The organism is Aeromonas sp. CD (assembly GCF_033349375.1).
In the GTDB taxonomy this organism is placed as follows: Bacteria; Pseudomonadota; Gammaproteobacteria; order Enterobacterales; family Aeromonadaceae; genus Aeromonas; species Aeromonas hydrophila.
The window spans coordinates 4062808-4088489 of the sequence record NZ_CP137631.1; the positions used below are offsets into that span (position 1 = coordinate 4062808).

Sequence of the window (25682 nt, forward strand, 5' to 3'; positions counted from 1 at the left end):
TCACTCGCACACCGCCAAGGGCCTGCCACTGCAGGCCCTTTTTATTGACCATGACTGCCCGCCCCTGCCACGCTGGCAAGCTGCTCCGGCAGCCGGCTCGCCAGCCAGTCGATGGCCATTCTGGTCTTGAGCGGCAGGTGCGGGCTGTGGGGCCAGAGAGCATTGATGGGATAACTCCTGCCCTTGAGCGAGCCCAGCACTTCGTACAGTTCGCCCCGCTCAAGGTGCGGGAGCGCCAGCCAGGTTGGCAACCAGGCGAGGCCAAAGCCCGCGATGGCCGCCTGGGTGATGGCGTGCAGATCGTCGAGCTGCAGGCGCCCCGTCGGCCGCACCGATTGCCACTGGCCATCCAGCTGCCATTGCCACGCCAGCACCCGCCCCTGCCGCAGATAGGCGATGCCTTCGTGCTCGGCCAGATCCGCCAGCGTCATCGGTTCGCCCCGCTCGGCCAGATAGCTGGGCGCGGCGCAGAGCGTCATGCCGTGCTCGCCGAGCCGGCGCGCCGCCAGATCCAGGCTGTCAGGCGGCTCCCCGTTGCGGATCACCAGATCGAGCCCCTCCTCCACCAGATCCACCTTGCGATCGCTGAACGACAGCGACAGCGCCAGCCCGGGATGGGCCTGTGCCAGCTCGAGCAGCAGGGGCGCCACGCACAGCTGGCCGAACAGCACCGGCATGGAGACCTTGAGGCTGCCGTTGAGGGTGAGCTTGTTGCTGGCCAGCGCCGCCTCACCAAGGCGCACCTCCTCCAATGCCCGCAGGCAGTGGCGATGGAACAGCGCCCCCTCCTCGGTCAGGCTCTGGCTGCGGGTGGTGCGGTGAAACAGCTGGACGCCGAGACGCTGCTCGAGCCGGGCAATCCCCTTGCCCACCGCCGAGCGGGTAAGGTGGAGCCGCTCGGCGGCCTGGGCGAAACTGCCCGCCTCCACCACGCTGGCGAACAGATCGAGGCCATTGAGGCTGTTTGCCATCTATTGCATACCTTTGGGAACCAATATGGCGAAATAGTATCAGCACTGCGGAAAAAAATGACTGATAAGCTCCCTCCATCCCCACATTTGTCAGATGGAGTTCACCTCATGAGCCAGATCCTGCTGCTGCAATCCAGCCTCAACGGCCCCGCGTCCCGCACCAACCAGTTGATGGAGCACTTTCTGCAAGCGCGCCGGGAGCAGGGCCACCAGGACCAGGTGGTGGTACGCGACCTGCCGGCCCTCGCCCTGCCGCCACTGGACAGCGCACTGTTTCACGCCCTGCGGGGGGCCGAGCCGGCCAGCGAGGCCATCCGCCAAGGGGTGGCGCTGTCGGATCAACTGATTGCCGAACTCAAAGCCGCCGACCTGCTGCTGATCGGCGCCCCCATGTACAACCTCAACGTGCCGACTCCGCTCAAGAACTGGTTCGATCTGGTGGCGCGGGCCAGGATCACCTTTCGCTACACCGACAGCTACCCCATGGGGCTGGTGGAGGGGGTAAAAGCCCTGGTGTTCAGCAGCCGCGGCGGCGTGCATCAAGGCCAGACAACGGATGCGGTCACCCCCTACCTCGAGTCCGTGCTCGGCCTGATGGGCATCGCGCAGGTGGAGTTCGTCTACGCGGAGGGGATGGACCTGCGCCCCCACGGGGCGGAGCAGGGCATGCGCCAGGCCCATGAGCGGATCGCCACCCTCAGCCGGTGAGCCCCTCGCCCGCCTCTTGCCACCCCAACCGGCAGCTGCGCGGGAGACGCGCAAATAAAAAAGCCCCGTCACGGGGCTTTTAGCATGCCGGCCAACCTCACGTTTTGCCCGGGAGATCCCGCCAGAGCGCCAGAATGAGCAGCGCCAGCAGGGCGAAAGGTGGGGCCAGGCTGAGCAGCATGCACAGCACGGTGATCAGCGCCGGATGCTTGCTCTTGCGGCGGGCCAGTCGCCAGGCCACGACGCCGACGATGATCATCAGCAACAGGATGAACTGCCCCATCAGGGTGGCGTTGATATTCATATGCATGAAAGCTCCTTTTTCATGGCAAAGGCTCACTCTAGCGCCGCTGTGGCCCCAGGCAACTCCCAATCCGGTGAGGGCGTTCTCACTTGATAGGCTCTCCCTATCCAATCATTAGATGAGAATAGTTTTCATTTGATGGGGTTTCGGGGGATACTCTGCTCATCACCAGAGGGAACCGCCATCATGAAAAAGACCATCAGCTTTGCCGTTTTGCACTTCACCGTGGCCTTCACCGTGGCTTACCTGCTGACCGGTGAACTGCTCACCGCCAGCCTGATCGCCCTGATCGAACCCGCCGTCAACACGGTCGCCTTCTACTTCCACGATCTCGGCTGGCACAAGCTCAAGCCCCACCACAGCCTGCAGGCCAAGACCAGCAGCTTCGCCCTGGTGCACTTCTCGGTGGCCTTCGGCGTCGCCTACCTGCTGAGCGGCGAGCTGCTCACCGGTGGCGTGATGGCGATGATCGAGCCTGCCATCAACACCGTGGTGTTCTTCTTCCACGAGCGGCTGTGGCGCGCCCGTCAGTCGCTGGCACTGGCCTGAGGGAGGGGCTACGGCCCCTCCCCACACCTGAACAAGCTTCTCTCCCCCGGCAAGGGCACTACTCCCTGCCGTACTGACCAATTTGTTGATCCCGCCCCAACATTTATCACCCCGCCCTTCCCCTGCGCCTCTCTCTCGCTACCATACCCGAATGGCAATCAAAGCCTCGTCGGAGTCATCCATGAGCCCTCTCCGCCATTCCCGTTGGTTACAAAGCAGCAGACTGGAAGCTGAAATTCAGGGGCGGTAGCCATGCCATCGGCTTGCCAACCCCTGCCGATCACAGCAAGGAGTCGGCCAGCAACTCATCCACAACATGCAAAGCAAGGTGGTGTATGGAAACACAAACATTGCATCGCGGTCGGCTGATCGACCATCTCCAGCTGGTGGTGAAAGACCTGGCCGCCAGCCAGCGCTTTTATACGGCCGCACTGGCCGCACTCGACATTCCCATAGGCGGCACCGGTGAGGGCTACTTCTGGGCAGACGAACTGTTTGTCACCGCCATCGACAGCCCGGCGGCGCTGGGGACATTGACCGGCCGCCATCACCTTGCCTTTCAGGCGCAAGACAGAGCCATGGTGGATCGCTTCTATCAGGCAGCGCTGGCCAATGGGGGCCAGGACAACGGCGCCCCCGGTGAGCGCAATTATCACCCCGGCTATTACGCCACCTTTGTGCTCGATCCGGACGGAAATAATATTGAAGCGGTATATCACGGCGAGGCAACGCGTAGTGCGGAGTCGGTGGTTATTAGGTTTTAGCAATAAGGCTGAACACCCGTGACTTGGACGCCTATCGTAGGGCAGCAAGTGAGTACGTCCTGTTCGAAAGGGTCAGTGCCTTAATATTCGCCTAATTACAATTAACAATTTAGATACCCACTGAGTTATTTAAGAAATATAAGAGTTAATTGTTATGTGTGGATGTCTCCATGATGTACATTTTTACATGAAGGAATTTTGCAATGATAATTACTTGGGCCGATTACAAAAAGTGGGTCGCTGATTTAGTCAAAAACAACCATACCTATTTTTTCAGAGGGCAACAGGATCTTACTTGGAAATTAGAGACGACTTTTCAGCGATATGCAGCAAAAAATGGAATTACCTGGAGAGACTATTTCGATAAAATATTGCCTGATGTTGACTATAGCTCTGCTGCATTTGGATATAGGATCGATAACCATAATAATGAAAGAGATCTTGGTGGTTTTCTTGCCAAGTTGCAACATCATGGGTTTCCAACCCCCTTGCTAGATTGGACAATGTCCCCATATATAGCTGCATATTTTGCTCTTAAAGATATTGACCCTCGCAAGGTGGATGCGAATGGAAATGTAAAAATATATATTTTCGATTTCCAGTTATGGCGAACTTCTTACATGCAAGTATCTTTTTTAAAAGCTGAAAATTATCCCTTCCTTTCCGAATTTAAGCCTGCTTATGTAGATAATCAACGTCTAGTGTCACAAATGGCTGTCACTACAGTAACTAACGTTCCAGATGTAGAGTTATATCTAGATAACATTAAGAACACAACAGGAAAAACATTCCTTTATTATGCATTATTACCTATCAAAGAGCGTAGGGTCATAATGAATGAATTAAATCTTATGGGTATAAATTCAGCTACTATGTTTCCTGACTTTGATGGTATGTGCATGTCATTAAAAGAGAAACACTTCAACAATATAGACCCCATAACTAACTTCACCCCAAATATTGCGCCGCCGCCACCGCCAACACTCTCAGGAACTATGCGGCTTGGCTAAATGCCTAACATAGTCTCGTAACTTGTAACAATTAGTTCATAAGTTTGAATAGTGAAGCGTATTCTGACAATCGCGAATAACCCGACCACAAAAATTCTGGGACACCCACCATCTCGATAGCAGACTTGCCTGACAGGGTGGGTGTCCTCTGTCAGCCGTCCCCCGTCAATTCCTACCAATCCAACTCACCCCTCCCCGGTGTGGATGCATTCCCCCCTGCCACTGGCCTATAGTGAGCCCCTACTCGAACAACCTTTGCGAGCAGCACCATGTATATCGGCGAATTTGCCAAGCTGGCGGGCACCACTCCCAAGGCGATCCGCCTCTACGAACAGATGGGGCTGCTGCCCGAGCCCAGGCGGCGCGGCAGTTATCGCGTCTACCGGGCCGAGGATCTGGAGTGGGTCGGCTTTATCCGCGAGGCCCAGCGGCTTGGCTGCAGGCTCGGGGATCTGGTTCCCCTGCTCGCGGGCGTCACCAGCCTCGACCACTTCCCCTGGCAGAAGGTGGAGCAGCTCATCGCGGACAAGCTGGCGCAGATCGAAGCGGAGGTCGCCAAGCTGCAACGCCAGCATCAAGGGCTGAGCCAGTGCGCCATGCTGCTGGCGCAGCACCCCTGCCGCTATGGCGCTCCGGTCCGGCACGACCCCGACGAGCAGGGTCATCCCGCAGCAACGGATCGGGGGCACAAGGTGGCTTGACTCTGTCCCATGGGACAAGGGGTGTAATGGGGGCTCACTTCAAGGAGCCATACCATGACCCCCAACCTGCTTGTTCTCAACGGCAATCCCAAACCCGACAGTTTCTGCCATGCCCTGGCCCGCGAGTATGCTCGCAGCGCCGAGGAGGCTGGCGCAGAGGTCACTCTGCTGCACGTGGGCGAGCTGGCTTTCGAGCCGGACTTGCGCCATGGCTATGACCTTATGCCACCGCTGGAGCCGGATCTGCTGGCGTTGCAGCAGAGCCTGACTGCCGCTCATCATCTGGTGATAGTCTCCCCCCTTTGGTGGGGTGGCATGCCGGCCCGTCTCAAGGGCCTGCTGGATCGCACCCTGCTCTCCGGCTTCGCCTTTCAATATGTCAAGGGCAAGGCCCAGCCACTGCGCCTGCTCGCAGGCAAAACGGCGCGGCTGCTGCTCACCATGGACAGCCCAGTCTGGTACTACCGCTGGTGGCTGGGGGATCCTGCCTCCCGCATCCTCGACAAGCAGGTACTGGGGTTGTGCGGCATCCGGCTGACCCACCGCCAGCATCTGGGGCCCATGCATACAGCCAACAATCAGGACAGGGCCCGCTGGCTGACTCGCACCGGTGCGACGGCCCGCGCCGATGTACACCGGCTAAATCGTCATCCATAAAAAAGCCCCGCGATGCGGGGCTTTTTGTTATGTAAACCATCCAACTCAGTTGACCGTAACCGGCTGACCCAGCGCATCCGGCGGGGTCTGGAACTCGCGCTCGGCGTCGTCGAAGCGCTCCAGCATGGCCTTGGAGGGGGCCTTGTCCAGCAGGCTGAACACGACAATGGCGAGTCCGGAGAAGAGGAAGCCCGGGATGATTTCATAGAGCCCCAGCCAGCCGAACTGCTTCCAGACGATAACGGTCAGGGCACCCACCAGCATGCCCGCCAGGGCGCCGTTGCGGGTTATCCGCGACCAGAGCACGGAGAGCAGTACCACGGGGCCGAAGGCGGCGCCAAAGCCGGCCCAGGCGTAGCTCACCAGCCCCAGCACCCGGTTCTCCGGGTTCATGGCAACGGCGATGGCGATGAGCGCGATCACCAGCACCATGGCACGACCGACCCACACCAGCTCCTGCTGGGAGGCGTTCTTGCGCAGGAACGGCTTGTAGAGATCCTCGGTGATGGCGCTGGAGCAGACCAGCAGCTGGCAACTAAGGGTACTCATCACGGCCGCCAGGATGGCGGAGAGCAGCACGCCGGCAATCCAGGGGTTGAACAGGATCTTGGAGAGCTCGATGAAGACCCGCTCCGGGTTGCCGGTGACGCCGGCCGCCTGTTCGGTGAAGGTGGAGAAGTAGGCCAGGCCGAAGAAGCCGATGGCCACGGCACCGCCGAGGCACAGCACCATCCAGGTCATGCTGATGCGGCGGGCATTGGCCATGGAGTGATGGGAATCCGCCGCCATGAAGCGCGCCAGGATGTGGGGCTGACCGAAGTAGCCCAGGCCCCAGGCCATCAGCGAGATGATGGCGATGAAGTCCAGGTTCTTGAACATGTCGAGGTTGCTGGCGTTCTGCGCCGCCACCTGCACCATGGCGGTGTCGATGCCGCCCACCGCGATGATGACGAACACCGGGGTGAGGATCAGGGCGAAGATCATCAGGGTGGCCTGCACCGTATCGGTCCAGCTCACCGCGAGGAAGCCGCCGAAGAAGGTGTAGGTGATGGTGGCCGCGGCACCGACCCAGAGGGCGGTGTCATAGCTCATACCGAAGGTGCTCTCGAACAGGCGGGCACCGGCCACCACGCCGGAGGCACAGTAGATGGTGAAGAACAGCAGGATCACCAGGGCAGAGAGGATGCGCAACACCCGGCTCTTGTCCTCGAAGCGGTAGGTGAAGTAGTCCGGCAGGGTCAGGGCGTTGCGGTTCTTCTCGGTATGCACCCGCAGCCGGCCGGCGACCCAGCGCCAGTTGAGATAGGCGCCCAGGGTGAGGCCGATGGCGATCCAGCTCTCCGAGATGCCGCCGATGAAGACGGCGCCCGGCAAGCCCATCAGGAGCCAGCCGCTCATGTCGGAGGCACCGGCGGAGAGGGCGGTCACCCAGCTCCCCATCCGGCGGCCGCCGAGAATGTAGTCGTCAAAGTTGCGGGTGGCGCGATAGGCGATAAAGCCGATCAGGACCATCCCGAGGATGTACACCAGAAAGGTGATGAGCATGGGTGTGCTGGCTGTCATTCAAAACTCCGTTATGTGACGTGTGTACCCGTTCTGACGACGGGCTCTTCCTTAAAAAAACCGCCCTAGCTTAATCAGCAGATCCCATGACCTCAACCTTTTTTAACAAACAGAAAACACAACATAAACGTTTCATCTTTAACCAACAGACCAGCTTTGCCCCGTTCCGCCAGATTTTATCCTGACGCAGCAACTGCTTATCCACCGGGCACGATCCGCGGCACAACCCCGCCACGGCCGCAAAAAAAAAGCCCCGACCAGAGGTCGGGGCCATCTCGGCAAGCACCAATCAGCGATTGATCGCGATCGGCATGCCGCTGCGCTGCTCCAGTGCCTGCTTGACCAGCTGGGAGTCGCTGTCGGCGTGGGCGATGAAGCGGGTCACCGCCGGGGTCATCGGCAGCGGCGCAGGCAGGCTGGAGTTGAACTCCTCCTGATTGCGGGAGAGCGGCTGATGCACTTCCAGGTAGCGGCGGCCATCCGGCTCGACACTGGCCTTGATCGGCTGGTTGACGAACTGGACGCGGGTACCGACCGGCACCTTCTTGAACAGGTACTCGATGTCATCGTTGCGCAGGCGCACGCAGCCGTGGCTCACCCGCAGGCCGATGCCGAACTGGGCGTTGGTGCCGTGGATGGCGTACATCTTGCCGATGTAGAGCGCGAACAGCCCCATGGGGTTGTCCGGGCCGGCCGGCCATACTGCCGGCAGGCTTTCGCCACGGGCGGCATATTCGGCATGCATCTTGGCGGTCGGGGTCCAGGTCGGGCCCGCCTTCTTGCGCTGCACGCTGGTCACCCAGTTTTCCGGGGTGTCGGTGCCGAGCTGGCCGATGCCGATGGGCAGCACTTCCACCACCTTCTTGCCTTTCGGGTAGTAGTAGAGGCGCATCTCGGCCACGTTCAGCACGATGCCTTCACGGGGCGCATCCGGCAGGATCAGCTGGTGCGGCACGATCAGCTTCTCGCCGGTCTGCAGCAGCAGGGGATCCGCCTTGGGGTTGGCCTCCAGCATGTTGGTCAGCCCCAGCTGGAATTTGGCGGCGGCGGCCTCCAGCGGCTGGCCGTTTTCTTCGGCCGGGACCACGTATTCCAGATTTTCACCCACCAGGCGGCTGTTGGCCGCAGGCAGGGCGTATTCAACAGCGAGCGCAGGCGCGGCGCCCAAGAGGAGGCTGCAGCACAGCGCGGCCGCAGTAGTGTGGAGGAGCTTCATAACTTTCCTGTAATGGATGACGTGGTTCAAGACTCTGGGCTGACCCGGGAGCGGCGGGCGATCCGGGGGGCGAAGAGAAGGCCGCCATTTTTCTCCTCTGCCGGGCAAATTTCAACTGACAAGTGGCGGCGGGTCGGCGATTAATATCGCTTTTTTTATCCGCCGCCAGCCCCTGCCTATCGGTGGTTTACCCCTTTTGCCAGACGCGCATATCGTAACCTGTGGGAGATTGGTGCAACCGCAGATGAAATTGCTCAATGATGGCAAAGATGTGGTCGAAAATGTCGGCCTGGATCCCTTCGTAATCGGCCCAGGCGGTGGTCGCCGTGAAGCAGTAGATCTCCAGCGGCAGGCCGTCCGAAGTCGGTGCCAGCTGGCGCACCATCAGGGTCATGTCCTTGCGAATGCCGGGGTGGGCGCGCAGGTAGGCGTCCAGATAGGCGCGCAGGGTGCCGAGGTTGGTGAGGTGGCGGCCGTTGATGGGGCAGCTGATGGCGTCGCTCAACTGCTGGTTGTAGGCGCTCAGCTCCTGCTCCTTGCGGCTCAGATAGGGCGCCAACAGCTGGGCCTGCTTGAGCTGCAGCTGCTCGTCCGCCGTTAGGAAGCGCACGCTGGTCATGTCGATGTTGACGCTGCGCTTGATGCGCCGACCGCCCGACTCCGTCATCCCCTGCCAGTTCTTGAAGGAGTCGGAGATGAGGGCATAGGTGGGGATGGTGGTGATGGTCTTGTCCCAGTTCGACACCTTGACCGTGGTGAGGCCGATGTCGGTCACCTCGCCGTCGGCGCCGTACTTGTCCATCTGCAGCCAGTCACCGACGCTCAGCATCCTGTTGGCGGAGAGCTGGATGCCGGCCACCAGTCCGAGGATGGGGTCCTTGAACACCAACATCAGCACTGCGGTCATAGCACCCAGACCGCTGAACAGGAACAGCGGCGACTTGCCGAGCAGCAGGGCGATCATCAGGATGCCCACCAGGATGCTGCCCACCAGCTTCACCCCCTGGAAGATACCGCGCAGGGGCAGATCCCGCCCGAGCCGGGTATAGCGGCTCACCGACAGCATGCAGTCGAGCAGGGCAAACAGGGAGAGCAGCAGGAACAGCAGGATCCAGAGCTGGGCCACCATCTCGATCAGTTGCAGGCTGTCGGAGTTGCGCGGCAGCCAGATCTCGGCCTGACCGAGCAGCACGGCCCCCTGCAGCACGAAGGCGAGCCGGTAGAACAATCGCTGCTGCAGCTGGGGCGGCAGCCACACCTGCTTGGTCTTGCCGAGCCCCCCCACCAGCCGTACCAGCAGCACCCGGTGCAGCAGCATGTGCAGCAGCAGCGAGGTGAGCACGATAAAGCCGAGGGCGATCACCAGCCCCATCATGCCGGTTACCTCCAGCCCGAGCCCGGCCAGCCAGCGAAAAAACATCTCCTTCATCCCATCCTCCTGTGCGTGAAACTGCGGTCAGGGTACGTATCTGCCACCCCATGTCAAATGACAGCCGGCGCCACGGCCGCCACAAACGACAACGCCCGGCAGGGGCCGGGCGTTGTCTGGGAGCGAGGGGGCGTTAGCCGACCAGGCTCAGGGCATCGCGGGCGATGACCAGCTCTTCGTTGGTGGGCATCACCAGCGCCAGGCGGCTGCCTTCGGCCGTGATGGGGCCTTCACCGCCCAGTACCGCGGCGTTGTTGGCTTCCTTGTCGATCTTGAAGCCGAACAGGGCCAGACGGGCCAGCACCATCTCGCGCACCATGGCGGCGTTTTCACCGATACCGCCGGTGAACACCAGGGCGTCCAGACGACCGTCCATGGCGGCAGCGTAGGCGCCGACATACTTGGCCACCCGGTAGGTGAACACGTCCAGCGCGCGCTTGGCACCGGCGTCGGTGGCGTAGTTGGTGGTGACGTAGCGGCAGTCGCTGCTCGCCTCGGTCATGCCCAGCAGGCCGGACTCGCGGGTCAGGGTGTGGTTGATCTGCTCCACGCTGTAACCGAGCTGGTCGTGCATGAAGAAGACCACGGCGGGGTCGATGTCGCCAGAGCGGGTGCCCATCGCCAGCCCTTCCAGCGGGGTCAGGCCCATGGAGGTGTCGACGGATTCGCCGCCACGGATGGCGCAGACGGAGGCGCCGTTACCCAGGTGGCAGTTGATGATGTTGAGCTCTGCCAGCGGCTTGCCCAGCGCCTTGGCGGTCTCTTCTGCAATGAAGCGGTGGGAGGTGCCGTGAGCGCCGTAACGACGGATGCCGTTCTCTTTGTAGAGCTTGTAGGGCAGCGCGTAAAGGTAGGCTTCCTGTGGCAGGGTCTGGTGGAAGGCGGTGTCGAACACGGCCACGTTCTTCTCTGCCAGCGCCGGGAACACCTTGAGCGCGGCGCGGATGCCGATCAGGTGCGCCGGGTTGTGCAGGGGGGCGAACGGAATGGCGGCTTCGATGCCGGCAATCACGCCGTCATCGATGCGAACGGAGCGGGAGAACTGCTCGCCACCGTGCACGATGCGATGGCCGATGGCCACCAGCTGCTCGGCCAGGGTCGGATCCTGCGGCAGGATGTGACCCACGATGTGGTCGAGGGCCTCCTGATGCGCAGCGCCCGCGCCCAGCATGGCTTCACCCTTGACCCCGTGGAGTTTCCATTTGATACGTGCATCATCCAGATTGAAGCATTCGGCCAGGCCGGACAGCATGTCCTCACCTGTTTCGGCGTCCATTACGGCAAATTTTAGGGAAGAGCTACCGCAGTTAAGGATCAATACCAACTTGCTCATGTTCTACATCTTCCTGTGCTTCGGCTTTATGCCGACAGTGTCGTGTCATCCAGAGTGGATGGGATTCCCCTGCCGGGGGCTTATGGTCGCAGGAAAGTGCGCCCAATTTTTCAATATGTTAAGTGCAAATCCGGATGATTCCGGGCACTCGTCTCAGCCAGGCTGCGCCAGCGGTTACAGGCCGGCCAGCAGATCCCGGTGCACCTTGACCACCAGCTTCTTCACCTGAGCCGGCTGGTTGGGGGTACAGAGGGGGCGATGCAGTTCTCCCGGCCAGAAGATGGCGAAGTCGCCGGGCTGCAACGCCAGATAACTGGTCTGTTCGTCCTCGACGAACCAGAGGTCGGGATGGGGATGATCGGCGCCTTCGGCAACATAGCCATGGGGCCCGACCCCGATCCACTCTTCACCACGCAGCAGCAGCTGGATATCCAGGTACTGCTGATGGAACTCGCCACGGCGATCCGCGGCCGGCTCGGTGAGCTCCTCGCTCACCAGGCAGAACAGCTTGAGACCGTCGATCTCCTGCTTGCCGAGCGGCGCCTGCAGCCACTGTTCGACGCTTTGCACCACCTCGACCATGATGCGGTCCAGCGGGGCGGGCAGCGGCGTGCGCTGCAGGGTGTTCAGACTGCCGGTGATCATGGCGCTTCCTTAGGTGTATTCAGGCGACATCTTAGCCGCAAAATGAAAAAGGACCCTGTTGAGGTCCTTGTGTCACACCGCCTGCAATCCGTGCAGACAGAGATAGAGCATTTGCTCGTATCAAGCGGGATGAGTGCACTGTTACACACTCATCTGCGGCTTGCCAAGAGGCGCAAGCGCGTTCGCCCAGTGATCGTACCAGCTGAAACAATATTATTCACTACTCCAGCACCGTCGACTTTGACCAGACGCAAAAACGGGAGCATCTGCTCCCGTTTTTTTCGCATCACCTGGTGGTAACCGGTGCCATTCAAGCCTTGCCGGCGTTCTCCACCGGCTTGGCGTACATGGCGCGCCAGATGGCCTTGTGCTCTTCCGGCACCTCCGACTGACGGCTCAGGAAGGCAGCCTGCTCGATGGTGTTGGCCTTGCCTGCCACATCTGCAGCCAGGTAGTTGCCCGGGAAGAGACGGTAGTTGCCCCAGATCGCCTTGTCGATGAGCGCGGCCAGTTCATCCGGATCGCTGAAGCCCTCGGTGATGGGGGCGCCGAAGGAGACATGTACACGCCCCTTCTGGCCGACGATGCCGGCGACAATGCTCTCGATGTCCTCGAACTCGCCCTTCTCGTAGCTGCCGTTGACCGACTTCTCGTACAGCTCGCGCGCCTTGGCCTTGTCGGTGGGATCCAGCTCGTAGCTGATGCTGACCGGCACGATATTGAGGCTGCGCATGTAGTCGACGAACTCGATCTTCTGCTTCTTGCCATCCACGTAGAACATCTTGAGGATGGCCGGATCTGTCTTGTCATCGCCGTTCTTGGCGCGCCCTTCCTTCTGGGCGATCCAGATGGAGTGGCCTTCGTGCACCGACTGGCCGATGTAGGCCGACAACTCGCCGAGCGCCTTCATCATCTCCCGCGGCCCCTTGGCGGAGCGCTTGACGATGAAGCTCTTGTTGAGCTTCATCAGCTCGGTGGCGCAGGGTTTGCGCAGCAGGTTGTCGCCGATGGCAATGCGCACGGTATCGAACCCGTGGGTGTGCAGCCCCCAGTTGACGAACGCCGGATCCATGGCGATGTCCCTGTGGTTGGAGACGAACAGGTAGCCCTGCTCCTTCTTCAGATGCTCGAGCCCGGAGAAGGTCACCCCCTGGGTGGAGGTGGCGATCATCCGGCTCATGTAACGGGTCACCCCCATCTGCACCTGATGGATGGTGGTCACCTTGGACCACTTGTAGCGCAGGAACTGGCGGATCAACGGGCGGATGGCCCAGCCCAGCCAGCTCATCAGGGAGCCGAAACGATACTTGGCGATGGCGCCGACAAATTCATCATCCCGGATCAGCCGTTCGATGGCTGCCGGCACTTCCTCATCGCGGTAGGGGCGAATGTCCGCGAATCTATCTACTTCAGTCACAGTGTCAGCCTTGCAGGTAAGGAGTCGCGGCCAGCGCGCGCTGGCCGGAAAATTCAGGGCGCAATTTTACACGCTTTTATGCCGAGGGGTATGTGGCGTGCGTAGATAGTGAGATCTGACCAGTGAAATGAACAAATGGCCCCGTTCGGGCCATTCTTTTTTACTCTTCCACCGTGAACGAGAGCATCATGCCGGTATCTTCGTGCTCCAGCAGATGACAGTGGGCCATGTAGGCCCGCTCCTTGGGCGCCTCGTGATCGAAGCGCACCAGCACCTCGCTGCGCCCGCCCTCCACCTTGACGATGTCCTTCCAGCCGGCGCGATGCGGGGCCACCGGCTGGCCGTTCTCGCTCAGGATCCGGAAGCGGGTGCCGTGAATATGGAAGGGGTGCAGCATCATGTCCCCCTCCCCCGAGATGATCCAGCGCTCGGTACGGCCGCGCTTGACCGCAAACTGCGGGTCGTTCATGGCGAAGGGCTGGCCGTTGATGCGGTTGCCGCCGTGCAGATCCAGCGGCTTGGCACTGCCCTTGTCCTCCTGCATCCCCGCCATGGTGTCGTGCTGCATCTCGCCCGCTGGCATGGCCATCTCGCCATGATCCATCCCCGCCATCCCGTCGCCTTGCCCGTCCATCTTCATCCCGGCCATGGCGCCCGTATCGCCGTGGGCCATGCTCATGCCCGCCATGGCGCCGTGGCCGTAGCGGCTCATCAGCGCCTGCATCCCCTGCCGATCCAGTTCGGGATCCATCGACAGGGTCAGGGTGCGACTCTGCAAGCCTTGGGTGGCCGGCAGCGCCGGCAGCCGGGCCAGGCTGTCCGGCAGACGCCCCTTGCCCTCAATGAGGGAGGGCCGGATCCGCAGCAGCGGCAGGGCCGCATCGAACGGCGCCAGGGTCATCCCCATCTGGCGTACCGGCAGGGTGAGCAGGTCGAACGCCTTGCCATTGCGGGCATCCACCATCACCTCGAAGCGCTCCCCCGGCAGCAGCGCCAGCTTGCTCAGCGCCACCGGCTCCGCCAGCAGGCCGCCATCGCTGCCAATCACATACAAGGGGCGGCCGTCACTGGTCGCCAGCGTGAGGGAGCGGGCATTGCAGCCGTTGAGCAGCCGCAACCGCAGCCAGCCACGGGGAGCGTCGTGGGTCGGATAGACGGCGCCGTTGGTCAGCATCAGATCGCCGAACCAGCCGACCGCGGCGCTCATCACGTCCAGCTGGTAGTCCACCTGACCCCGCCCATCGAGCCGCTTGTCCTGCAGCACCAGCGGAATGTCGTCCACCCCCCAGCGCTGGGGCAGCGGCAGCCGCAGGCTCTCCTCGTCGTCGAGAATGAAGAGCCCGGCCAGCCCCATGGCCACCTGATGGCCGGTCTGCCCGTGAGTGTGGGGGTGATACCAGCAGGTGGCCGCCGGCTGCTCGATGCGAAACGCCACCTGCCACTCTTTGCCGGAAGGGATGCTGGCCTGCGGGCCGCCATCGGCGGTGCCGGGCACCTCCAGCCCGTGCCAGTGCACAGTGGTGGTCTCCGCCAGCTGGTTGGCGACCCGGACTCGCACCGCCTGCCCCTGGCGGGCACGCAAAGTGGGGCCGAGCAGGTTGCCGTTGTAGCCCCAGCTATGGGTCGGCTGGCGTCGCCACAGCATCTGGCCCGGCTGGGCTCTGAGCTGAAACACGCCGCTGGCGTCCGCCTCCAGCAGCGCGGGAATCGGCAGAGCTGGGCGCTCGGCGGCAACCGCACGGCCCCACCAGGGCAGGGCGCCGGCGATACCGACGGCGGTGGAGAATTTGAGAAAATCGCGACGCTGCATGAGTCGTTCCTCGTTGGCCAAAGCGGACCTTCAGCCTAAGCAGCAACCCTGCGGCAAGGTCAAGCCCTGCCGAGCCGGCGGCCGGACAATTTCTGGCCTATCCGCTTGCCAGCAGGCCCCTGTCGTCAAGCCAGCGCCAGAGTGACTGCCGCCTCGGCGTGAATGGCGGTGGTGTCGTAGAGCGGCACCGCGGCCTCAGCCTCCCCCACCAGCAGGGCTATCTCGGTGCAGCCGAGGATCACCGCCTGGGCTCCCGCGTCGGCCAGCGCGCTGATGATGGCCAGATACTCGGCCCGCGATGCATCGCGAATGTCGCCGAGGCACAGCTCGTCATAGATGATACGGTGCACCCGCTCCCGCTGAGCCGTATCAGGCACCAGCACCTCCAGCCCGAACTTGTCCTGCAAGCGCCCCTTGTAGAAATCCTGCTCCATGGTGAAACGGGTGCCGAGCAGGCCGACCCTTTGGATCCCGTCCGCTTGCAGCTGACGCGCGGTGGCATCGGCGATATGGAGCAGCGGGATGTCGATGGCGGCCTCGATCTCGGGCGCCACCTTGTGCATGGTGTTGGTACCGATCAGCAGAAAATCGGCGCCGCCGGCCTGGATGGCCTGCGCCTCAGCCGCCAGCAGACGAGCGGTGGCGGGCCAGTCGCCGATATGCTGCAGCCGCTCTATCTCGGCAAAGTCGACGCTGCTCAGCAGCACCCGCGCCGAGTGCAGGCCGCCGAGCCGCTCGCGCACGCCCCGGTTGAGCGCCTGATAGTAGCTGACGGTGGACTCCCAGCTCATGCCACCCAGCAGACCGATACATTTCATGGGACCTCCTTGTGTAAGCCGATCGTGTGAATCGATCGTGCAAACCGAGCAGAGGGCGGCGCGCGTCATCGCACCGCCCCGTGAATAAAAAAGGCCCCGCAGGGCCAACAAGACAGCCGGTAAAGGCCCGGGCGCAGGCCCGGACTAAATCCAGATCATCAGCACGCAGGCCGCCGTGGCAACCCCCATGCCGAGATTGAAACGACGCCAGCCTCTGGCGGTGCGGATGAGGCGGCGCACCTGGGCACCGAACAGCACCCAGAAGGCCCCGGTATAGAGGCCGGTAATAAAGAAGATGGCGAGCACCCAGATGGCGGAGGGCCAGTAGGCCTCCCCCGCCAGGGTGAAGCCGCTGATGGCGGAGAGCGCCATCATCCACGCCTTGGGGTTGAGCAGCTGCAGCATGGCCCCCTGATGGGCCGGGATCAGCGGCCGGTTGCCCTCGGCCGGGCCGCTGGCGGTCGCCACCTTCCAGGCCAACCAGAGCAGGTAGGCCGAGCCGATAAGCTTGAGCCCGTCATGCAGCAGCGGCAGCTGCTCGAACATCACCCCCAGCCCCAGCGCCGTGGCCAGGATCATCAGATTGATCCCCCCTACTACCCCCACCAGCAGGGGCACGCTGCGGCGAAAGCCCTGGGCCGCACCGGCGCTGGTGAGCAGCATGTTGTTGGGGCCCGGCGTGCCACAGGTGATGAGGGCAAAGCCCGCCAGGGGAAGCAACCAGTTCAGATCCATCTCAACCTCTTGATGATGCAGGGCGCCGACTCGGCGACAAGCCTTCTAATATGCAGAGCCGGTGCCCGTCAGACAAGGCCGCAGATGCACTTTCTTCGCATCTTTATGCGGCCCCTGGCAGCACTCAGTACCAGAGCATCACCACGCAGAGCGCGGTCAGCGCCCCTAGGCTGCCGTTGAGCCGGCGCCAGCCTCTGTCAGAGTTGATCCAGCGGCTGAGCTGATGACCGAACAGCACCCAGGCAAAGCAGACTGGCAATCCCGCCATGGGGAAGACGGCCATGATGCCCCACAGACTCGGCCAGTAAGCACTGCCCGGCAGACTGAACAGACTGATGGCGGAGATCCCCATCATCCAGGCCTTGGGGTTGAGAAACTGGAAGCCCAGCCCCTCCAGCAGGGTCAGCGGGCGTGAACGTCGTTCCGGATCACCGGGGGCACCGGCCACCGCAATGCGCCATGCCAGCCACAACAAATAGAGGCTGCCCAGCACCTGCAGGCTCAGCTTGAGCAGCGGCCAGCGCTCGAACAGGGGGTAGAGCCCCAGCGCCAGCACCAGTTGCAGGACGGGTTGTCCCACCACAACACCGATCAGATGGGGCAGGGTGCGACGCACCCCGAAGTTGGCGCCGGAGGCGGTCAGCATGAGGTTGTTGGGGCCCGGCGTGCCACAGGTGAGCAACGCAAAGCCAAACAGGGTGGCATACCATTCGATCGTCATCTTTGTACTCCTGAACTGCACACATTGTATCGATACAATGCGCCGCTTTTGGTTGTTATCGGGTTCAAAATCACGCTATATTGCCGATACATTTCGATCAATGGATTTATTGTCACCATGACAATCTGGACCCCGAACCTCACCCCCTTCGCCGGCCCCCTCTACCTCAAACTGGTGAAGGCCATCGAGCAGGCCATTCAGGACGGCTCCCTGCCGCCCGAGACCCGGCTGCCCACCCACAGGGCGCTGGCGGACAGGCTGGGGGTTACCGTCGGCACCGTCACCCGCGCCTATGGCGAGGCGGAGCGGCGCGGGCTGCTGGCCGCCCGGGTGGGGCACGGCACCTGGGTCAAGGGGGAGCATGAGGATCCGGCCAACGCCTGGGTGATCCGCAAGGAGGAGGGACACCGCATCGAGTTGTGGCAGAACCTGCCGGTGCAGCTGGATCGGGCCGCCATCATCCGCCCCATGCTGGCGGAAGTGGCGGACGGAGATCTCAACGCTCTGCTCGGTTATGACAAGGAGGCGGGCCAGCCGAGCCAGCGCCAGCTCTTTATCGACTGGCTGGCCGAGCAGGGAGTGGCGGGCAGCGAGGAGTATCTGCTGTTCAGCCACGGCGCCCAGCACGGCATCATGCTCTCCCTGCTGGCCACCGGCTGCGTGGGGGAGACCCTGTTCTGCGAAGGGCTCAGCTACCCCGGCATGCTGGGCAACGCCCGTCAGCTGAAGAATCAGGTGGTGGGGCTGGCGATGGACGCAGAGGGGCTGCTGCCCGACGCGCTGGAGGCGGCCTGCCGCACCCGCCGCGCCAAGCTGCTCTACCTCACCCCCACCCTGCAAAATCCCACCACCGCCACCATGAGCCTGGCGCGGCGCGAGGCCATCGTCGCCATCGCCCGTCGCCACGACCTGCTGATCATCGAGGATGACGTCAACGGCCTGCTGCCCCAGCAACCGGTGACACCGCTGGTCAATCTGGCGCCGGAGCGCGTCATCTATCTGGGCAGCCTGGCCAAGATCGCCTGTGGCGGCCTGCGGGTCGGCTTCGTGCTGACCCCGCCGGCCCTGCGCGGCGCCTTCGCCCAGGCGATGCGACTGTCGAGCTGGATGGTGAGCCCGCTGCTCATCGAGCTGGCCTGCAAGCTGGTGAGCCAGCGCCAGATCATGCCATTGGTCGAACAGCAGCGGCAGATCCTGGCACGTCGCGGCGAGCTGCTGCGCCACCTGTTGCCGGGGGCCTGCTGGCAGGCCGGCTCCATGCACGCCTGGCTGCCGCTGCCGGAACCCTGGCGCAGCCAGGAGTTTGCCGAGGCCGCCAACGCCCTTGACGTCGGCGTGGCGAGCGGGGAACACTTCGCCGCCGGCCAGTTCGCCGCGCCGCAGGGCGTGCGGCTGAGCCTGAGCCAGCCGGCCACCGACGCCCGCGTCGCCGAGGGGCTGGAGCGGCTCGCCGGTCTGCTGCGCGCCGCGCCGCCCACCAATACCCTGCTATAGTCAGCCCCGGCCCAGCCCATCCGTGCGCTCAAAGGAGAGCCCATGTACCCGACCCGCGCCCCCTTGTTGCTCCTCACCCTGCTGCTGGGGGGCTGCGCCTCCCCCGCTCATCAACAGCTGGGGGCCGCGCTGAGCGGGCTGGAGGGGGAGTTGCAACGGCTGGAAGAGGAGCTGGCGGCCATGAACGGCCTGCACTATCAGAAGGCGATCGATGCCCCCCTCAGCCTGCGCCGCCGGCTGAGCGCCCCCGTCCCCACCGCGGAAGGGTTGCTACCGAGCCGCAGCACGCTGACAGACGGCCCCCTGCTGCGCTACGACTATCGGCTGCCGACCGGCATGGCCAGCCTGCCACTCGCCGAGCCCTGTCTGCGCTACGAATTCGAGCTGCGCCACCTGGGCCGCCTCGGCCAACTCGCCCTGCACTGGCAGGGGGCGGCGGGTTCGGGGGAGCAACTGATCCAGCAGCGCGACTGCCCCTTCTCGGCCAAAGGGCCCGGTCTGCAGTAGGCCCGCCGCCGGCCGACCTGCCCCTATGGTCAGTTGAAAGGGACGTAGGCATCTTGTAGCGTGCCAGCATCCCGACTCCTGCTGGAAGCGCCCATGAAATTGACTCCCCTGTGGCTGGCCCTGTACAGCCTGCCCGCCCTGGCCTGCGGCCCGGATGGCTGCGAGACGCCGCTCACCCTGCAACTGACCGCCGCCCAGTGCCATCTGAACGGGCTGCCGTTCCTCTCCCCCGACAACGACACCCGCACCAACCTGGCGCTGCTGCTGGCCGATGAGCAGGCCTTCTCGCTGCCCAAGGCGCCGCTGCCGCTGCCCTTCGCCATCGAGGATCTGCTCAACCCGGCCCTGCTCAACCCGACCCAAGCCGAGCCGGCCCCCGCCGGACCGGATCCCCTGCTGGCGTTGGCCGCCGGTCTCGGCATCGAGCAGAGCACTACCCAGGCCGCCCTGGAGCGGGCCGCCGGCTGGAGCGAGGGGCGCTGCATCAGCAACAATCCGGTCGCCGCCGAAGCCTTCCTGCAGGCGCTGGTCGACACCCCGGCGCTGGGCGCCGACGAGCGCAGCCAGCTGGCCCGCCAGCGGCTGGCCATGCTGGGCCAGTGCGCCCAGCAAGCCGAAACGGCCACAGCGCCGGAGGACAAGGCCGCGCCGCTGTCGGCCGCCGGCCAGGGCTTTGCCGACTATCTGGCCGCCAGCCGACTCTTCTATCAGGGGGAGTTCGCCCAGGCCGATGCGCTGTTTGCTGCTCTCGCCGGGCAGGATCAGCCCTGGCTGAAAGAGACGGCGGATTACATGCGGATCCGGGTCGCCCTCAACCAGTCCCAGCAAAGCGCCTTCGATGACTGGGGCACCCTGGATCGCAACCAGATTGACCAGGCCGCCGTGCAGCGCGCCGAGCAGTTCATCGCCGACTATCGCAGCCGCTACCCAGAGGGGCGCTATCTCGACTCCGCCAGCGGGCTGCTGCGCCGGCTCGCCTGGTTCAAGGGGGACGAGGCGGCGCTGGCCGGCCTGTTCCAGCAGGCGAGCCGCCAGCCGGGCAACCCGGAGCTGCTCAACGAAATAGACCTCAAGCTGCTGATGCAGCCCGGCTTCACCGGCTCAGCCGCCATGCCGCAGCTGACCCTGGTGCAGGATCTGCGCCGGCTGCGGCTGCACGAGAGCTGGGACGAGTGGCAGCCGCTGCAAAGCAGCGAGCTCGCGCAGCAGAGCGCCCAGTTTGCTGGCAACCCGGCCTGGCTCGCCTATTTGCAACAGGCCGAGCGCTACTATCTGGCCAAGGATTATGCCGCCGTCATCGCCGCCGCTCCTGCCCTCGACAAGGGACCACTCGACAACCTGGCCTTCAGCCAGCAGGTGCTCAAGGGCATGGCGCTGGCGGCCAGTCAGGCGCTGCCCGAGGCGGAGCAGCAATGGCGCGCCCTGCTCGCCAGCCAGCCCACCCCCTTGCAGGATCAGCTGCTGCAGCTGGCACTGGCCATGACCCTGGAGCGGGCCGGCCGGCTGGAGCAGGTGTTCGCCAAGGAGAGCCCCATCCAGAGCGATCACTACCGCATTCCGCTGCTGGAGTACGTGGCACCGGCCCCGCTGCTGCGCCGCATGGTGCAGAATGAGCAGGCCTCCGAGCCCCTGCGCCAGCGTGCCGGCCACACCCTGCGCTACAAGCAGCTGACCCACGGCGACTACCGGGGCTTCCTGCAGGATCTGGCGCTGGCTCCGCTGGCCGCGCCGTTCGACTGGCAAGGAAGCCAGGAGTATCAGTGTCCGGCGCTCACGGCGGTGGTCACCACCCTGGCGGACAACCCCAAATCCCCCAAGGCGCTCAACTGCCTCGGCGAGTTTTTCCTGAGCCAGGGGCTGGACTGGGATCCGATCCTGCAGCGGCCGGGGGCCGACACCCTGGCGGGCAGCCGGGATCTGTTTGCCGGCCAGCAGCGCAGCCGGCTCGACTGGTATCAACAGGTGATCGCCAACCCCAAGGCCGCCAAGGAGGAGAAGGCCTACGCCCTCTACCGCGCCATCAACTGTTACGCCCCGAGCGGCAACAACAGCTGCGGCAGCCAAGAGATCCCCCTCAGCCAGCGCAAGGGCTGGTTCAACACCCTCAAACGCCAGTACGGAACGAGCCAGTGGGCCAAGCAGCTCAAATATTACTGGTGATGCTGGCGCTGCTGAGCGCCGAGGCCAGCGCCGCCGTCGAGGCGAGCCACTACCGCCAGTTCTGGCTGTGGGCCGGGGTCAGGCCCCAGCCGGTGCTGCAGCAGGCCGAGCGGCTCTATCTGCATCAGGGGGAGATAGGCCCACTCGATGCGCGCCAGCCCATGCGTTTTCAGGGGCAAGGCATAGCGCCGAGCAAGCTGCCGGTAAAGGAGCTCTGGCTCGCCTATCGGGTGGAGCGGCTCGACTGGGATGAGGCCCTTATCAAGAACCTGACTAACCAGCTGGCGGCCTGGCAGCGCAAGGACAATGGGGTGCACGGCGTCCAGATCGATTTTGATGCCCGCACCCACCGGCTGGCGGACTATGGCGACTTCCTGCGCCAGCTCCGCCGCCAGCTGCCCGCCGACTGCGCCATCAGCATCACCGGCCTGCTGGACTGGACCCGCACTGGCGACGTCGCCACCCTCAACGCCCTCGCCGGCGTGGTCGACGAGCTGGTGGTGCAGACCTATCGCGGCCGCCGCACCGAGCCGGGCTACGCCCGCTACCTGCAGGCACTGACGCGGCTGACCCTGCCCTTCAAGGTGGGGCTGGTGCAAGGAGGCGAGTGGGATCAAACTTGGGAAAGCAGGCTGGCCGACTCGGCGGCCTATGGCGGCGCGGTGGTGTTTCTCATCAACCCGCCAGGTGCCTGACGCCGGGGAGGAATTGACCGCCCGCAGGCTGGCGCCAAGAGTGATAGCTCTCTTTGACTCCGGCAACATGCCATACTTGTCCGTACCCTGAACCAGCCAAGGAGCGCCAAGGATGCAGATCCTCCTGATCGAAGATGATGCCATGCTCAGCACGGCCCTCTCCCGAGGGCTGAATGAGCAAGGGATCACCCCCGCCCAGCTGACCCACTGCAAGGAGCTGGCGACCCTGCCCACCCTGCTGCGCCAGCAGTCGTTCGATGTGGTCATCTGCCGCCAGTACCACCATCAGGCCCGTGAGGGGGTGCGCTTGCTGCAGGAGGCCCACTATCTGGGTCTGCTCGAACCGGGCTGCGTGCTGCTGTTGCTGGACGAGGATCACGATCAGCTGCAGTTTCCCCCTTCCGACCTCTACTTTCCGCTGTTGCTGCCCATGCCGTTTACCGCCGATCAGCTCACCGCCAGTCTGCGCGAACTGGTGCAGCTGACCGGGCTGACCCGCACCCTGCCCGCCCCGATGAAGCTCAGGGAGTGGCAGGTCAGCTGCGCCCTGTGCGAGGACCTGCTCTACCAACAGCAGAAGTACCGGGAGCTGGGGCCGCTGCTGGACAGGATCAAGGGCTACATGCTGCTGCAGCAGCAGGATCACTTTCACGCCGCCCAGCACTACGCGGTCTGCACCACGGAACACGATGCCTGGTGGCCGCGCAAGGGGTTGATCCATGCCCTGCTGGGGCTGAACAAGCTGGAGAGTGCCCGCAAGGATCTGGCCCGCAACCGGGAACGGCTGCCTGCCCCCCTGCAACTGGAGCTGGCGCTGGCCTGTCTGCTGCACGAGCGGCAATGGGAAGGGGCCTGGGACGTGCTCACCCTGCTGCTGCAAAAGCAGGCCTGGCAACCGGAGTGGCGCCAGGCGGCCATTCTGCTGGCGCTGCTGCTCAAGGACGAGGGCAAGGCGCTGGAGCAGGCCAACGCCCTCAGCCTGCGCTTCTTCGCCGATCACAAGTTCCGGGTATCCATCGAGAACTTCATCCTCAATGCCAGCCTGGCGGTGCTCTGGCACTACCCGAGCGCCGCCCGGATCAGTGCCTTGCAGCAGGAGTATCGCTACCTCAGCCAGGCGGTGACCCTGCGGGCCCACGAGGATGCCTTGCTGCAGGCCCTGATGCTGAGCCTGGACTACCGCTTCGACGAGGCTCTGTTGCTGCTCGCCAAGCACCCGCCGGAGAGCGCGCGGGACAACCACCTCAACCAGCTGCTCGGCTTTGCCGTCAGCCAGTTCTGCGGCCTGCCCCACCACGCCCAGCGCTACCTGAGCCAGCTCAGCCAGTATCAGGCCAGGGTCGCCCCGGCCCCGCTGGTGCAGCAGCTGTTCAAGCAGGTCATCGGCGATTTCATGAAACAGCTGGAGCGGCGCGAGCTGCGGCTGACCTACCTGCGCCAGGAACGGCAGCGGGCCAGCGCGGCGGGCCAGCACCAGCTGGCCGTGCAGTATGCGCTGACCTTGCAGGAGGAGTTCCCCGCCCTGCCCGGCGATGCCTGGCAACTGCTGGAGCTGCTGCAACTGTGCTGGCCGGCCGGCATGGCCGCCCCCAGGGTGGCCCTGCTGGTGGATCGGCTGGAGCGACGCCTCAACCACAGCGCCTCCTTCATGGAGCACCACGCCGAGGAGTACCGCAAGACCCTGTTGCAGATCCGCTCCCACCTCAATCCCCGTCTGCCCGCCACACCGCCCAACTAGGCTGGTCAGCCGGGCCGAGGTTACAGCAGCCCGCGCACCAGGATCCCGGCGATCAGCAGCGGCGCCACCAGCCGCCAGCACCAGAGCAGGCAGCCGCGCAGCAGCGGTGACAGACCGGCAGGCAGCACGGACTCACCTAGTCGCCAGCCCAGCAGCAGGGTCAGCACCAGACCGAACAGCGGCATCATCAGGTTGGAGGTGAGGTAGTCCAGCAGATCGAAGATGGTCTTGCCGAACAGGGTCAGCTCGCTCCAGGGGCCGAACGACAGGCTCACCGGAATGCCGGACGCCATGATCAGCAGGGTCAGCACCCGGCAGGCGCCGCGCCGCGACCAACCCCACTCCTCGGTGGTGAAGCGCACCAGGTGCTCCAGCATGGAGATGGAGGAGGAGAGTGCCGCCACCAAGAGCAGCAGGAAGAACACCACCGCCAGCCCCTGGCCGAACGGCAGATGGTTGAACACCGCCGGCATGGTCATAAAGGTGAGCCCTGGGCCGGCGGTGGGATCGATGCCGGTGGAGGCCAGCACCGGGAAGATCATCAACCCCGCCAGCACCGAGATGAGGCTCGCCAGGGTCACGACCCAGACGCCGGAGCGCAGCACGCCCTCGCTGCTCGGCAGGTAAGCACCATAGGTGGTGTGCACGCCAAGCCCGATGGAAAGGGAGAAGAAGGCCAGCCCCAGCGCGTCCAGCACGCCCTGGCCGGTCAGCATGGAGAAGTCCGGCAGCAGGAACTGGCGCACCCCGGCCATGGCGCCGGGCATGGAGAGACCAGTCACCACCAGCAGCATCATCATCACGAACAGGGCTGGCATCATCCAGCGCAGTGCCCGCTCCACCCCCTTCTGCAGGCCCCCCTGTACGAACCACCAGGTGAGGCCGGCAAACACCAGATGGGTCAGCACCGGCCACCAGGGGTGGCTGACATAGCCGTTGAACAAGGCGGTCAGCGCCGCGCCCTCGCTCAGGTTGAGCTGCCCGCTCACCGCCAGCGCCGCGTAACCCACGGTCCAGCCGCCCACCACGCTGTAGAAGCTGTAGATGAAGAAGCCGCACAGGATCCCCATGTACCCCATCCAGCGCCAGTTCGGCCCCACCAGCTTGTGGAAGGCACCGAGCACCCCGCGCTGGCTGCGGCTGCCGAGCAGGGTCTCACCCACCAGCACGGCCACCCCCAGGGTGAAGCTGAACAGCAGAAACATCAGCAGGAAGGCGCCGCCGCCGTTGGTGGCAGTCACATAGGGAAACTTCCAGATGGCGCCAAGGCCGATCGCCGAACCGGCGGCTGCCAGCACATGACCGATACGAGAAGACCACTGAACCTGGCTCATACAACCTCCGGGCAAGACAACATTCGATACTCCATGGGTAGCCGCACGATGCGGGGCAACAAAAAAGGCCGCCTGGTGGCGACCTTTGCAATGAACATTCAGACAAACTGCGCGTGCAAGGTCACCTCTCTTGCGAGCTAAAAAATCGACCGAACAGGGCAACGCGACGTGACATGAATAATCTGATCTGAATGCTGAAAAGGGATCACAGCCTAAACCATGGAAAGAAAAATTGACACAACATGAACAAACTTTTTTTCATGTGGCCAAAAAAAGTTTGTTTTCACCCGGCCGGCGCCAAAAATCAGCGCCGCAGCCTCCCCGCCCACTGCCTTGAACGATAATAGTCTTAGCTTGGGCGGGTTCGAGCTAACCGGATGGGACCGACCTGCCCTGCCACTCC

At 63.6% G+C, this 25682-nt stretch carries 24 protein-coding genes; 11 read left to right on the top strand and 13 right to left on the bottom strand.

Translation table 11 applies throughout. The annotated features are described in order from the left end of the window. Positions 1-41 precede the first annotated feature (41 nt). Positions 42-971, bottom strand: coding sequence for a LysR family transcriptional regulator (locus R2E40_RS18745; RefSeq protein ID WP_318164115.1), 930 nt, complete (start codon positions 969-971; stop codon positions 42-44). 108 nt (positions 972-1079) lie between these two features. Here R2E40_RS18745 and R2E40_RS18750 point away from each other — a divergent pair, with 108 nt between their 5' ends. Beyond that, entirely contained in the window at positions 1080-1679 is a 600-nt protein-coding gene (locus R2E40_RS18750; protein WP_318164116.1) for an FMN-dependent NADH-azoreductase, read from the top strand. Positions 1680-1776: 97 nt separating this feature from the next. Here the strand turns inward: R2E40_RS18750 and R2E40_RS18755 are convergent, their stop codons facing one another. Continuing rightward, on the bottom strand, positions 1777-1983 hold the full coding sequence (locus R2E40_RS18755) for a hypothetical protein (RefSeq protein ID WP_207137518.1): 207 nt from the start codon (positions 1981-1983) through the stop codon (positions 1777-1779). A 186-nt stretch (positions 1984-2169) separates the two neighbouring features. On the opposite strand from R2E40_RS18755, the gene R2E40_RS18760 reads away from it, so the two are divergent. The 5 genes from R2E40_RS18760 to R2E40_RS18780 all read left to right on the top strand — a co-directional run bounded on the left by R2E40_RS18760 (position 2170) and on the right by R2E40_RS18780 (position 5664). Continuing rightward, positions 2170-2532 (top strand): DUF2061 domain-containing protein, encoded by a 363-nt coding sequence (locus tag R2E40_RS18760; RefSeq protein ID WP_005304770.1) that lies wholly within the window; start codon positions 2170-2172, stop codon positions 2530-2532. A gap of 335 nt (positions 2533-2867) precedes the next feature. Then, positions 2868-3296, top strand: coding sequence for a VOC family protein (locus R2E40_RS18765; RefSeq protein WP_318164117.1), 429 nt, complete (start codon positions 2868-2870; stop codon positions 3294-3296). A 203-nt stretch (positions 3297-3499) separates the two neighbouring features. Further along, positions 3500-4306 (top strand): FRG domain-containing protein, encoded by an 807-nt coding sequence (locus R2E40_RS18770; RefSeq protein ID WP_201996428.1) that lies wholly within the window; start codon positions 3500-3502, stop codon positions 4304-4306. Between the two features lie 269 nt (positions 4307-4575). Then, entirely contained in the window at positions 4576-5007 is a 432-nt protein-coding gene (locus R2E40_RS18775; RefSeq protein WP_318164118.1) for a MerR family transcriptional regulator, read from the top strand. Between the two features lie 54 nt (positions 5008-5061). Continuing rightward, positions 5062-5664, top strand: a complete 603-nt coding sequence (locus R2E40_RS18780) for an NAD(P)H-dependent oxidoreductase (protein ID WP_318164119.1) — start codon at positions 5062-5064, stop codon at positions 5662-5664. A 45-nt stretch (positions 5665-5709) separates the two neighbouring features. Here R2E40_RS18780 and putP read toward each other — a convergent pair whose 3' ends face one another. From putP to R2E40_RS18830, 10 genes are all read right to left on the bottom strand, one after another. Next, positions 5710-7227, bottom strand: coding sequence for a sodium/proline symporter PutP (gene putP, locus R2E40_RS18785; protein ID WP_318164120.1), 1518 nt, complete (start codon positions 7225-7227; stop codon positions 5710-5712). A gap of 289 nt (positions 7228-7516) precedes the next feature. Next, entirely contained in the window at positions 7517-8443 is a 927-nt protein-coding gene (locus R2E40_RS18790) for a L,D-transpeptidase family protein (RefSeq protein WP_016351926.1), read from the bottom strand. Positions 8444-8630: 187 nt separating this feature from the next. After that, positions 8631-9872, bottom strand: coding sequence for a mechanosensitive ion channel family protein (locus R2E40_RS18795; protein WP_318164121.1), 1242 nt, complete (start codon positions 9870-9872; stop codon positions 8631-8633). Between the two features lie 133 nt (positions 9873-10005). Further along, positions 10006-11205 (bottom strand): acetate kinase, encoded by a 1200-nt coding sequence (locus tag R2E40_RS18800; protein ID WP_011707328.1) that lies wholly within the window; start codon positions 11203-11205, stop codon positions 10006-10008. A gap of 174 nt (positions 11206-11379) precedes the next feature. After that, positions 11380-11850 carry a YhcH/YjgK/YiaL family protein gene (locus tag R2E40_RS18805; RefSeq protein WP_049048167.1) on the bottom strand — a complete coding sequence of 157 codons (471 nt, stop codon included), beginning with the start codon at positions 11848-11850 and terminating at the stop codon, positions 11380-11382. A gap of 310 nt (positions 11851-12160) precedes the next feature. After that, entirely contained in the window at positions 12161-13267 is a 1107-nt protein-coding gene (locus tag R2E40_RS18810; RefSeq protein WP_060390729.1) for a 1-acyl-sn-glycerol-3-phosphate acyltransferase, read from the bottom strand. A gap of 160 nt (positions 13268-13427) precedes the next feature. Further along, positions 13428-15077, bottom strand: coding sequence for a multicopper oxidase CueO (gene cueO, locus R2E40_RS18815; RefSeq protein WP_318164122.1), 1650 nt, complete (start codon positions 15075-15077; stop codon positions 13428-13430). A 125-nt stretch (positions 15078-15202) separates the two neighbouring features. Beyond that, positions 15203-15895, bottom strand: a complete 693-nt coding sequence (locus tag R2E40_RS18820) for an aspartate/glutamate racemase family protein (RefSeq protein WP_318164123.1) — start codon at positions 15893-15895, stop codon at positions 15203-15205. A gap of 144 nt (positions 15896-16039) precedes the next feature. Beyond that, the gene (locus R2E40_RS18825; RefSeq protein ID WP_016351931.1) at positions 16040-16630 is read right to left on the bottom strand and encodes a LysE family translocator; all 591 of its coding nucleotides are present in this window, start codon (positions 16628-16630) and stop codon (positions 16040-16042) included. A 124-nt stretch (positions 16631-16754) separates the two neighbouring features. Next, positions 16755-17351: a LysE family translocator gene (locus R2E40_RS18830; RefSeq protein WP_016351932.1), complete on the bottom strand. Its 597-nt coding sequence runs from the start codon at positions 17349-17351 to the stop codon at positions 16755-16757. A 117-nt stretch (positions 17352-17468) separates the two neighbouring features. Here R2E40_RS18830 and R2E40_RS18835 point away from each other — a divergent pair, with 117 nt between their 5' ends. From R2E40_RS18835 to R2E40_RS18855, 5 genes are all read left to right on the top strand, one after another. Beyond that, on the top strand, positions 17469-18845 hold the full coding sequence (locus tag R2E40_RS18835; protein WP_181014842.1) for a PLP-dependent aminotransferase family protein: 1377 nt from the start codon (positions 17469-17471) through the stop codon (positions 18843-18845). A 42-nt stretch (positions 18846-18887) separates the two neighbouring features. Then, positions 18888-19352 (top strand): hypothetical protein, encoded by a 465-nt coding sequence (locus tag R2E40_RS18840; RefSeq protein WP_252376506.1) that lies wholly within the window; start codon positions 18888-18890, stop codon positions 19350-19352. 93 nt (positions 19353-19445) lie between these two features. Then, positions 19446-21512: a hypothetical protein gene (locus R2E40_RS18845; protein ID WP_318164124.1), complete on the top strand. Its 2067-nt coding sequence runs from the start codon at positions 19446-19448 to the stop codon at positions 21510-21512. Next, on the top strand, positions 21482-22207 hold the full coding sequence (locus R2E40_RS18850) for a DUF3142 domain-containing protein (protein WP_318164125.1): 726 nt from the start codon (positions 21482-21484) through the stop codon (positions 22205-22207). Before R2E40_RS18845 ends, R2E40_RS18850 begins: the two co-directional genes overlap by 31 nt. A 112-nt stretch (positions 22208-22319) precedes the next feature. Then, positions 22320-23945 (top strand): hypothetical protein, encoded by a 1626-nt coding sequence (locus R2E40_RS18855; protein WP_201904032.1) that lies wholly within the window; start codon positions 22320-22322, stop codon positions 23943-23945. Positions 23946-23965: 20 nt separating this feature from the next. Here R2E40_RS18855 and R2E40_RS18860 read toward each other — a convergent pair whose 3' ends face one another. After that, the gene (locus R2E40_RS18860; RefSeq protein WP_017411099.1) at positions 23966-25279 is read right to left on the bottom strand and encodes a sodium-dependent transporter; all 1314 of its coding nucleotides are present in this window, start codon (positions 25277-25279) and stop codon (positions 23966-23968) included. Positions 25280-25682 lie beyond the last annotated feature (403 nt).